Annotated in this window: 12 protein-coding genes; 3 read left to right on the top strand and 9 right to left on the bottom strand. The window is 51.8% G+C overall.

Features of this window, described 5'->3' with window-relative positions; genetic code table 11:
- Entirely contained in the window at positions 1 to 1,044 is a 1,044-nt protein-coding gene (locus tag BZJ18_RS10550; RefSeq protein WP_077456595.1) for a glycosyltransferase family 9 protein, read from the bottom strand.
- A gap of 96 nt (positions 1,045 to 1,140) precedes the next feature.
- Here BZJ18_RS10550 and BZJ18_RS10545 point away from each other — a divergent pair, with 96 nt between their 5' ends.
- Both BZJ18_RS10545 and BZJ18_RS10540 read left to right on the top strand, forming a co-directional pair.
- Entirely contained in the window at positions 1,141 to 1,542 is a 402-nt protein-coding gene (locus BZJ18_RS10545; RefSeq protein WP_077456593.1) for a diacylglycerol kinase, read from the top strand.
- 73 nt (positions 1,543 to 1,615) lie between these two features.
- A complete protein-coding gene (locus BZJ18_RS10540; protein WP_077456591.1) occupies positions 1,616 to 3,445 on the top strand; it encodes a DUF3413 domain-containing protein in 1,830 nt (609 codons plus the stop codon).
- 73 nt (positions 3,446 to 3,518) lie between these two features.
- On the opposite strand, the gene BZJ18_RS10535 is transcribed toward BZJ18_RS10540, so the two are convergent.
- Genes BZJ18_RS10535 through BZJ18_RS10525 form a run of 3 tightly spaced genes read right to left on the bottom strand, consistent with a single transcriptional unit; the run spans position 3,519 to position 5,877 of the window.
- Complete coding sequence (locus tag BZJ18_RS10535; RefSeq protein WP_077456589.1) at positions 3,519 to 4,469, bottom strand: biotin-dependent carboxyltransferase family protein; 951 nt, start codon at positions 4,467 to 4,469, stop codon at positions 3,519 to 3,521.
- Complete coding sequence (pxpB, locus tag BZJ18_RS10530) at positions 4,454 to 5,149, bottom strand: 5-oxoprolinase subunit PxpB (protein ID WP_077456587.1); 696 nt, start codon at positions 5,147 to 5,149, stop codon at positions 4,454 to 4,456. The genes BZJ18_RS10535 and pxpB overlap by 16 nt, the downstream gene beginning before the upstream one ends.
- Positions 5,146 to 5,877, bottom strand: coding sequence for a 5-oxoprolinase subunit PxpA (locus BZJ18_RS10525; protein ID WP_077456585.1), 732 nt, complete (start codon positions 5,875 to 5,877; stop codon positions 5,146 to 5,148). The genes pxpB and BZJ18_RS10525 overlap by 4 nt, the downstream gene beginning before the upstream one ends.
- Positions 5,878 to 6,396: 519 nt before the next feature.
- On the opposite strand from BZJ18_RS10525, the gene BZJ18_RS10515 reads away from it, so the two are divergent.
- Positions 6,397 to 8,067, top strand: a complete 1,671-nt coding sequence (locus BZJ18_RS10515) for a methyl-accepting chemotaxis protein (protein WP_077456581.1) — start codon at positions 6,397 to 6,399, stop codon at positions 8,065 to 8,067.
- A 62-nt stretch (positions 8,068 to 8,129) separates the two neighbouring features.
- Here BZJ18_RS10515 and BZJ18_RS10510 read toward each other — a convergent pair whose 3' ends face one another.
- From BZJ18_RS10510 to BZJ18_RS10495, 5 genes are read right to left on the bottom strand one after another with little or no spacing between them, the layout of a single operon-like run.
- On the bottom strand, positions 8,130 to 9,434 hold the full coding sequence (locus BZJ18_RS10510; RefSeq protein WP_077456579.1) for an MFS transporter: 1,305 nt from the start codon (positions 9,432 to 9,434) through the stop codon (positions 8,130 to 8,132).
- A gap of 35 nt (positions 9,435 to 9,469) precedes the next feature.
- Entirely contained in the window at positions 9,470 to 9,601 is a 132-nt protein-coding gene (locus tag BZJ18_RS17695) for a hypothetical protein (RefSeq protein WP_274532560.1), read from the bottom strand.
- Positions 9,591 to 10,145: a GNAT family N-acetyltransferase gene (locus tag BZJ18_RS10505; protein WP_077456577.1), complete on the bottom strand. Its 555-nt coding sequence runs from the start codon at positions 10,143 to 10,145 to the stop codon at positions 9,591 to 9,593. The genes BZJ18_RS17695 and BZJ18_RS10505 overlap by 11 nt, the downstream gene beginning before the upstream one ends.
- Positions 10,146 to 10,194: 49 nt before the next feature.
- Positions 10,195 to 10,551, bottom strand: coding sequence for an NADH:ubiquinone oxidoreductase (locus tag BZJ18_RS10500; protein ID WP_077456575.1), 357 nt, complete (start codon positions 10,549 to 10,551; stop codon positions 10,195 to 10,197).
- Positions 10,552 to 10,607: 56 nt separating this feature from the next.
- Positions 10,608 to 10,994, bottom strand: a complete 387-nt coding sequence (locus BZJ18_RS10495) for a hypothetical protein (RefSeq protein WP_131825279.1) — start codon at positions 10,992 to 10,994, stop codon at positions 10,608 to 10,610.
- Between the last annotated feature and the right edge of the window lies 1 nt (position 10,995).

The following is a 10,995-nucleotide window of genomic DNA, read 5'->3' as shown; positions in this document are numbered from 1 at the left end:
TTATTGCTTCGCCATCATGGTTTCAAACGCGTCGATCACCTGCTGTGTATCAATGGCAGCCATCACATGATCGCCTTTCACCCTAGTGCTCCATGCCAATTGCTCGACGGGCTTGCCATGTTGCTGTTCAGCAAAGGTTTCATAGACACTGACCACATCCGCGAGATTGTTATAAGGGCCGGTCCGCTTCGGATTACTATGCCCGTAAAGACCTAAGACGGGCGTACCTTGTGTGGTTGCCATGTGCGCGGGGCCGGAATCGGGGGCCAGCACCGCATCGGCGCGTGCGAGCACCGCAGCTAATTGCTTAAGGCTGGTTTGTCCCACTAAATTAACCAGTGGCGCGTTAGCAGCGGCAATAATGCGGGSGGCCAGCGTTTTTTCACGCGCTGCCGGTGAACCACAGAGTGCCACCTGATAACCTTTACCGACCGCGTAGTCGGCAAATTGGGCGTAGCGCTCTGGCAACCAGTTACGCTCATCTTTACTCGCAGCAGGACTGATCACGACAGTAGGCTTGTCACCGAGTTGCGCTTTGGCAAAGGCATGATCGTCTTCAGAAAGTGGTAGTTGCCACTGCGGTGGCGTAACCGGCACGCCCAAATATTGAGTAAAGGCGAAAAAGCTATCTAATACATGGCAAGATTGGGTGTCGGGGATCCGTTTATTGGTAAACAGCCACTGTCCCTCTTTCGCTCGGTGGCGGTGAAATCCCACGCGATAGCGCGCGCCGATCCCCACAGTCAATAAGCTCGCGCGCAAAGCAAGCTGCATATGCACTAACGCATCAAACCGGCGTCCTTTCAGCTGCCGCCAAACGTGACGCATGCCTGCTAAGCCCGCTTTTTTATCAAACACCACCAGCTCCACCCCATCAAGCCCAGCTAAAAGCTGTGCTTCAACTTTACCAACCACCCAAGTGATCTGCGTCTGCGGCCAATGGCGCTGCACGGCTTGAATCGCCGCGACCGCATGACAAACATCGCCAATCGCAGATAGGCGTAAAAAACACAGGGAGCGTGGGGCGTGAGTAAACAGAGGCATAACAAATTCCAATTAAGTTATCGCGCCGATTATGCAGTTGGCTCGGTTAAATGTAAAATGCCAGCCTATCGATCAAATTGTTACGAGAATGTATTTATGGGCGCTAATACATCCCCCTCAGAAAAGCCACGAGGGCTGATACGTATCATTAAAGCCACTGGCTATTCTTGGGCTGGATTAAAAGCGGCATATCACCATGAAGCCGCGATCCGTCAAGAAGTTGTATTATTGGCAACGGCGTTAGCCGTATTACTCTGGCTACAATTGCCGGTGATGGAATCTTTGATGATGTTCGGCGTCATTGTGTTAGTGATTATTGTCGAACTGCTTAACTCCGCCATTGAAGCCGTGGTCGACCGAGTGGGTGAAGAGCGTCATGAGCTCAGTGGCAGAGCAAAGGACATCGGCTCTGCGGCGGTATTTGTCAGTTTGCTTTTGGCGGGTGTGGTCTGGCTTACCATTTTATGGCATAACTTTGGTGTCCCACTTATTCAATAACACACGTCGTCATACAACCCGGCAACGCGCCCGTTACGTTGCCAATTGATTAACTCAACTGTGATGAGAAACCATGTCTTTTAAATCGCGACTTCAAACACATAGCTGGTTCATCGCTATTAACGCCCTTGTGTTGATGGCAATAGCCAGCCGCTACTTTGCGTTTCTACCTAGCTTTCCCACTGAGCCACTTGGCATCACCTTTATCGTGGTCAGTACCTTTAGCCAGATGGCCTTACTTGCCGCCATTGTTGGCTTAGTAACACTCCCGCTGCTATTGCTGCCAACCAAGGTACGCCAACCATTGCTCGCCTTGATAGCCTCGGTGGGTGTGATCACCCTTTTCATCGATACCGTCGTGTTTGCCCAGTACCGGTTCCATATCAACGCCATGGTGCTGGATCTGATTCTCGCCGGGCAGATTGTCAGTTTCCCGCTGATCACTTGGCTGATGGTGATAGGTGGCGTAATTGCCTGCCTCGCGGCGCAATGGGCACTTCTGGCTGCGTTGTCACGGACACGGTTTTCTTCCCAGCACAAAGTCGGCAAAAAATTTGCGCTGCTCACGTTTCTGACCTTGCTCGCCACCCACGGGATTCATATTTGGGCCGCGGCCTACGCGTACCAACCCGTGACAACGGTGAAACGTTATTTGCCACTTTTCTATCCAGCCACCGCCAACAGCATGATGCGCAAAAACGGCTGGATTGATGAACAAGCTCTCGCGCGCCAAAAAGCCATGGATGTAGATCGCGAAGCCGACCTGAACTACCCGCTTTCACCATTAGAAACCATCCAGGTTGAACAACCGGTAAATATCATGTTTTTGGTGGTTGACTCATGGCGCGCGGACACCTTCAATGCTGACAACACGCCCAATCTTTGGGCACTGGCACAAAATGGTCGTACCTATTCACATCATCTTGCAACGGGGAACGCCACCCGTACCGGCATTTTTGGCCTGTTTTATGGCATGCCTGGCACCTATTGGCATAGCTTTCTTGCCAATCAGCAATCTCCGGTACTGATGGATCGTCTGCAGACACTCGATTATCAACTGGGTATTTTTACCGCCGCGCAATTGGAAAAGCCGGAATTCAACCAAACCGTGTTTGCCAAGGTGTCCGATTTACGTAACGGTTCTGAAGGCGACTCTCCCGCCGAGCTAGACGCAGATCTGACCCAAGATTGGATCCGTTGGCACCAAAAGCGTGACCCCAATCGTCCCACCTTCTCGTTTTTGTTTTACGATGCGCCACATGGCTATGACTTCCCTGCGGACTTTACCCCCAAGTATCAACCAATGTTGGACGAAATTAACTATCTCAAATTAAATAACGAGACAGATCCGACACCGTTTTTCAATCGCTATAAGACCAGCGTGCGCTACGTGGATAGCTTGGTGGCCAAGGTCATTGAGGAGCTAAAACAAAGCGGAGAGTTCGATAATACCTTGATTGTTGTTACCGGCGATCACGGCCAAGAAATGAACGACAACCAACTGAATTTTTGGGGGCACAACAGTAACTTTACTGACCCACAAATTCATGTGCCTTTCGCGATGATAGGCCCCGGCATCGATGCAAAACAGATCGATACTGGCAAGCAGCTAACCAGCCACCAAGATGTTGCGCCCACCCTGATGAAGCATTACTTAGGCGTAACGTCCGATCCGGCCAGCTACGCGATTGGTCATGACTTACTTGCACCAAACCCTGGGCAAGATTGGGTGTTATCGTCAAACTACAGCGGCTATGCGTTGGTCACCGACGACACCATTTTAGAAGTGGGTGCGGGGGGGCAATATCAATACATGGATAACACCAACCGACCGATAGAAAACGCGTCACCTGACTTTGCGCAAATGGAAAAAGCCCTCGAGCAAATTAGCCGTTTCCGCTAGTCCGTTGTTTGCGCGTGACTACCCTTCACGAGCCTCTGTTTTCCAGAGGCTCATCTTTCCGTTTTTCTTCGGACTACAGCCAGTCAAAAAACTGCACAAACGTCTGCCATTGCGCCGATGCATCCGCCTGCCGCGCCGGATAAAAACGCACGGCCTGACCGGGTCGCGTTTGCGCCAGCATGCTCAAACTGGCACGAGTCAAACAGCCAAGCTTAGGATAGCCACCGAGTGTTTGCCGATCATTGAGTAGTACAATCGGCTGACCGTCAGGGGGCACTTGCACGGCGCCGAGCGCAATGCCTTCGGAGACAATACCCGGTTGCTTGCTCACGACGCTCGCTCCATTGAGCCGCACGCCCATACGATCACTGTGCTGATCGACCGTGTATTCACCCTCAAAAAATGCCGTTAGCGCCTCGGCGCTGAAGCTATCAAATTGATACCCCGGCACAAGCGCCAGTGGAGTCAGGGCATTGTAGTCAGGAATAAAACGTGTCGGTACACCGCGCCCCCTCGGCAACAGCGCATGCGGTCGGCAAGGCAATACATCTCCTTTGGTGAGCGCCATGCCTCCCGCCTGTTCACCTAATCCGGAATGCAGGCCGCCGAGTTGATTGCGCATCACCGTCGCGGCACTGCCAAATGCACCATCGACCGCCCACCCGCCACGTACTGCGAGATAGGCGCGCAAACCATTGCGTGCGTAGCGTAAACGCAATTCATCACCCCCATTTAGCGTCAACGTCTGCCACATACCCACGCGCTGACCATTGATACAAGGTTGCATGTCTGCGCCGGTGATGGCGATCGACATCGCGTGGTCAGCACGGAAACGTGCTTGACCCATGGTTATCTCGACAAGCGGTGTATTCGCGGGGTTATCGAGTAAATAATTCGCCCAAGCAAATGCGTGGCAATCGACCGGCCCGCCTTGACTTAAGCCAAGCTGGCCTACCCCGTAGCGCCCTGTGTCTTGCACCAAGCTCAATACGCCGGGGTCGAGCACCGTTAATCCTGCCACCATTGACCTCCTGCCGCGCGGTAATCAGACTCTGACATCGGCTCAAAACAGACGGTATCACCGACATCAAACGGCATCATGGGCGATTGACGGGGATTAAATAGCACCTTGGGACAATTGCCAATAATTTGCCAGCCTGCGGGCGAAGCCGCCGGATACACCGCAGTTTGCTGTTGTGCAATGCCCACACTGCCGGCAGGGATCTGATGACGAGGCGTGGTATGACGTGGCATGGCTATGGTCTCATCCACCGACGCAAGAAAGGCAAAGCCGGGCGCAAAACCAATCGCACAAACGGTGTAAGTTTGTTGGCTGTGTCGCGCAATCACCTCTTGTTCACTCACGCCGGCAAACTCGGCGACCGCAGCCAGATCGGGTCCGACCGAGGGGTGATAATACACCGGCAAAGACACGTGTTTTCCGCCCACGGCGTCGTCGGTGACTCGCAATGAGTCGCCTTGATTCATCACCCAGGTTTTCAACGTTTCTGGCGAGAGTAAGCGAACATTCACTTCCACCAGAACGCTGGTGTAGGCGGGAATTAACTCAACCACACCACGGCCAAAGTGTTGCTGGATTCGCTCACACAGCGCGGATAACTGTGGGACTAAGGCAAGATCGATCTTATTGCCCAACCGGATCATTACCGTCGTTTCACTGACCTGCTCAACCTTGAGTGTCATGGTGTTAAGGCCTTTCTGAGTTGTTTTATCGCCTCGACCGATTGTGGGTTATCGCCATGCACACACACCGTATCCGGCGCAAGCGAGAGCGTTTGTCCCTCAAGGGTTGTCACCGAGCCATGCTGAGATAACTGCAACACTTGGGCAATCATCGCGTTGGCGTCATCTAACACCGCGCCCGGTTGACTGCGCGGTGCCAATTGTCCTGACGCTAGATAGGCTCTATCGGCAAAGGCCTCAAAAATCAGCGGTACACCGGCTTTTTGAGCAAGCTGGCGATGCGGACGGTTATCAGGCAGTGCCAGTACCATTAATGGCGTATTGGGCAGCGTATCAGCCACCGCAGCCAACACCCCCTCAAAGCAATCATTATCCACCATCATGGTGTTATACAGCGCACCATGGGGCTTCACATAATCAAGGCTCGTATTAAAGCGTGCACAGATCCCTTGTAATGCGCCGATTTGATAGCGAACGAGGTGACTAATTTGCGCTGGGGTATGATCAATATGACGACGGCCAAAGCCCTGCTTATCGGCGTAACCGGGATGAGCACCAATACTCACATTGTGCTTCACTGCGAGTGCTACCGTGGCCGCCATTACATCAGGATCAGAGGCATGAAAGCCACACGCAATATTGGCCATATCAATCCACGGCATCAGCGCGCTATCTATTCCCATCGTCCACGCACCAAAGCTTTCACCCATGTCTGCGTTTAGTTTCATCATTCCCTCGATTTCACTGACTTTGCTTTACCTTACGGCTTTCCACCCTGACGCTCAACATGTCGCCGAACTCAAAGCCCATTATCAGCGCGGCGGTCTAGGGGATATGACAGTGAAAAACGTGCTGACCGATATCTTAACCTCCCTGATATCGCCCATTCGAGAACGGCGAAAAGCACTCATGAACGCCCCTGATTACTTGTATGGTGTCCTAAAATGTGGGCATAAAAAGGCGAGTATACAGACAAACCAAACATGCCAGAGCGTTAAACGTTCATTGGGCCTGATTTTGGGATAAAGAGGTAAGAGGAGTGAGCAAAAAATAGCTTTTATTTACTTACCAGTGATGAATCAGATAGTTATCTCAATCTCTGGTGCATAATAAGTTGGACAGATGTGATAGATTGCAGGATGTTTCCCAATCCACATCAAATAAAAGGGCTTTTTGCGCGGCAAACGGAAAAAATGTCTTCCATACTTTAGCGAAATCGAAACCATCATTAACACAAGGTATCCGGTATGTTGAAGTTAATGCTGCGCGGAAAGCTCTTAGTGCTTGCCATCGTACCTTTGGTATTATCCATTCTCGTTACGTTGTTTATCACTACCTATTACGAGCGAGAGCTGGTCGAAGAGAACATTGCCACTTTTCGAACCAAATTAATTGATGAGCGAAAAATGCAGCTTCGCGAAGCCACAGAAATTGCCGCGACTGTAGTAAAAAACGCACAGCAAGCGGGCGGCGATGCTACGCAAAATGTCAAAGACGCACTTCGCGAAGTGACCTTTGGTAAGGCTGGCTATTTTTACATCTACGATAAACAAGGCAACAACGTATTCCATGCCTTAAAGCCAGAGCTAGAAGGCCGGTCCTTGATCAATCTTACTGATCCCAAGGGCAACAAAATTATCGTGGGTCTGCTCGAAGCGGCGCAAAGCGGTGATGGCACCTTCACCTACCTCTATCAAAAACCGGGTACCGATGAACTGATCGAAAAGATTGGCTATGCCGATATGGTCAACAACGGCCAATGGATGTTAGGAACAGGGGCGTACATTGACGACATTGAGGCGCGCGTTGCCGATTTCCGTGAAAATGCAGAAGAGGCTTTAGCGGCACAAACGGCACGAATGATCATTGCGGGCATTCTTATTCTGATTGTTACCTTTGTCGCGGTTGCCTTTGTTGCCCAACGGATGTCAACGTCGGTGAAAGACATGCTGGACAACCTCAATGATATTGCCGACGGTGATGGCGACCTAACTCAGCGCCTGAAAATTAAAGGCAGTGACGAGATTGCTCTTCTTGGGGATGCGTTTAACCGCTTTATCGATAAGCTACAAACCACCATACGTAGCGTGGTGGATGTCACGGAAAAAGTGAGCCACACCGCACGCACGATTGACGAGCAAACCCAGATGGTTGCCACGCAATTACAGACTCACGATAACGAGACTGAACAAGTGGTCACCGCTGTTACCCAGATGAGCTCGGCCGCGCAAGAGGTGTCTCAGAACGCCACCCAAGTAGCTGATGCCACCAGTGCTGCTACTGACGATGCGCGTCACGCCCAAGAGAAAGTGCAATTCTCGATCACCTCGATGCAAGCGCTGGTCGAGCAAATGAATACCTCGAGTACGCATGTGGATTCGCTAAATGAGCAGTCCCATAAGATTACCGGCGTGCTTTCTGTGATTGGCGATATTGCTGAACAAACCAACTTGCTGGCGCTAAACGCTGCCATTGAGGCCGCACGTGCAGGTGAACAAGGTCGCGGGTTTGCGGTGGTCGCTGATGAGGTGAGAACCCTCGCAAGCCGCACGCAAAAGAGCACTCACGAAATTCGCGAAATGCTGGATGAGCTACAGTCATACGTCAATCAGGCTGTAGAGGGGATGAAGCAAAGTAACGATACCTGCCAGCAAACCTCGGAGGCATCCAACGAAATTGGTAGCGGCATTGATTCGGTGAGTAACGCAATTACCCAAATCAATGACATGACCAGCTATATTGCCTCGGCTGCCTCGGAGCAAACCACAGTGACCGAAGACATTCACCGTAATCTGGTATCGATTCGCGACATTGTGAGCCAGCTACTCAACGCCAGTAATGACTCGGCACAAGCGGCGACAGACTTGAACCAGACAGGCGAAGAGCTCAAACGTCTGGTCAGCCAGTTTAAAGTTTGATCGCCAACACCAAACCAAAAAGGCGCTGATCACCAGCGCCTTTTTCTATTCCGCCCGCCGGCTTATCTTTCTACTTCGGGCAGCGCGCGTGCCATCAATGCCCCCAGCAAGCCCAACGCCGATAACACCGCAATCACTACCATTAATCCCCACTGGCTCAACCATGCCGTGACGCCGCCCATAAATAAGAGCACAAAACCAATCAACGTATTGCTAACCGAGACATAATCGGTGCGCTGATTGCCCTCGGCCATATTCACGATGTAGGTTTTACGCCCAAGGCGCACACCCTCGTGAGCAATGGTCAGGACAAAGTAGACGGCAGGTAGTACCCATGGCGAAGAAAATAACGCGGGATACCAGTGACTGATACTCACCACCACCAGCCCCAATAACGCCGTCACCACGGCAGCCATTATCATCACTTGGCGGCTGGACCGATCGGCAAACAGCCCCCAAAAAGGGGCCGATAACAAACTTGCGATGCCGCTAATTGCGACAAAGCTTGCGGTGGTGATCGCTAACGCTTGGCTATGCTGACTGGCTAACAGCACATAATAGGGCGCGGATAGGGCCGAACAGAGTAACAGTGAACGGGTGATCACAAAGTGGCGTAGGCGTCTATCATCCACCAATAAGCGCAGTTTAGAAATCGCATGCGTGAGCACATTGGCACCACCTTCAGTGGCCCCTTCGTATTCATCCACTTGGCTGTAAACCGCCGCGGCAATCCACCAAAGCACTGCGCCGAACGCCAATAGCGCGCAATAGACCCACACATGCTGCTGATCCGAGACACTGAATAATCCGACACCAGCGGCAATCGTTACCGCTCCCGCCAAGCTCGACGACCATCCATTCAAGCGTCCTCGTTGCGGCTTAGGAATGGTTTTCCCTAACACATCTTTCGAAGCGACCGAGCACAAGCCTCGCGCCAAACTAAATACCACCAGCAAGCCAACAATGCTCCAGCCGGCTACTTGACCGGTTAAAAGCAACGCTGCGATCGCCATTGCTAGGATACACGCCCCTTGAATAAAAGAGCCTGCCACCCATGCCCACTTACGTACCGCAAATTGGCGGACATAACCGGCGATACCTAACTGAGGCACTAACGACCCCGCCTCTCGTATTGGTACCAATAAGCCAATTAACGCCAAGGGAGCGCCAACCGCGGTGAGAAGCGCTGGCAAGACAATTTTCGGGTTAGATACCGCGTCGCCAATTTTGGTGAGTCCTTGGCTAACGATGATGCGGAAAAAGTTGCCCGGAACCTCACGACACGCACTGCCATCAATGTCTTTACAGGCACGCGCATCTTCTTCATTAAATAGTTTTTGGTGTAAGTCATCCGCTAGTTTGTGCACGCTTTCTCCCAGTCTTTTTTGTTTTTATTCTGCCCTTATTGGCAAGGCACAGCAAAATCAACGTGATAATGTTCATCATGGCGAACCCAAGACCGCCGCGTTGAAAACTGAATATGTTGCTTTAAATACTGGCCATACGGGGTATCGTACTGGCGATTAATCAGCATGGTCTGCCTGCCAAATGGCTTTTGATATCGCGTATAAGACATGCGTTGCGAGCGGATGATCTGCCGCCAAATGAGGATGCGAAAAGGTAAAGGGAGCAGCCGGTGTCATCCCGAGTTTTTTCATCACCGCTTGTGAGGGCAGATTACTCTCGGTGGTAAACGCATAAATCGCCGGAAGCTCAACGTCCTCAAAGCCGATAGCAAGTGCTTTTTGTGCCGCTTCAGTGGCATAGCCTTTTCCCCAATGTGGCGACGCTAAACGCCAACCAATTTCAACAAACGGCTGATGGCCGAGGTCGAAGGTGGGCCGGTTTAACCCCACAAAGCCAATGAATTCCCGAGTCTCCGTCAGTTCTACCGCCCAAAATCCAAACCCGTTATCCGCCAGTTTGGATTGAATATGTGCCGCCATCGCATCACTTTGGGCGCGTGAGAGCACACTGGGAAAATACCGCATGACGTCTGAGTCTTTATTGAGCGCGGCAAAAGGGGGCAAATCGGACGCTTGCCATGCGCGTAGCGTCAGTCGCTCCGTCGAGTACATTGCCAATACCACTCCTCTCTAGATACAAGGCTGAACACCATCGAGCCTGCTACTGTAAATCTTTGTGGCGCAAGCGCGTAAGCCAATATTCACGATAGCGAAAATAGCAATAGGTCGAGGCAAACAAGAAAAACAAATACGAAAGCGAAAATACCAAAGGCGAGGTGATCAACGCATGTTTTAACCCGAGCAGGACACCCGCCGCCGTCACTGCAATCTTGGCGACCACCCCGAGCAACAACAAAAACAACGCAAACTGGGGGTAATGGCTGCTACGAAACGTGATCCAATAGCAAGCACCCACCGCTGTACTAGCGACGCCCAGCCCAAGAAGATAAGAATGGAAGTGCTCACCCGCCAACACACCACCGATTATGGTCAGCACGAGAAGAAGAATAAATGCCATGTTTCCTGCCTTTTTCTCTATTATGCCACTGGTTGGCTAAGGGTGAGAGTGAAGGCTTAAGAGAGTGCGACTCCGCTTACAGGTTGAGTGCACGTAGATGAAAGGGTGCGGGATTTTACCGTCATGATGGCGCCGTAGCGTTGTGTTAGCGCATCCACGGTGATCACTTGCCCTTGGCGTTTTACACTAACACGCGTGCCATAGTCAGCCCCAATGTGTCCGGCGCCCTCATCCGCGCTACCCACATAGGTGAAGCACTCAATCGCTAAATCCACAATCCGAAACTCTCGACGACGCGCACTTAAAAGCGCTACCCAATATTTTGCCGCCAGCACTTGTTGGGGCGTTTCTGCCCGTACCGCAAAGCGCCAACCCTCGCCGTCACCGTAAAAATCCATTGGGAAATGACGCTTTATTCTCTTTTTATCGTTATAGGTTTTCATT

Origin of the sequence: Salinivibrio sp. IB872, assembly GCF_001995345.1 — a bacterium.
GTDB lineage: Bacteria > Pseudomonadota > Gammaproteobacteria > Enterobacterales > Vibrionaceae > Salinivibrio > Salinivibrio proteolyticus.
Note: the sequence above shows the minus strand (reverse complement) of the source record. Positions and strands in the feature narration are given on the sequence as shown.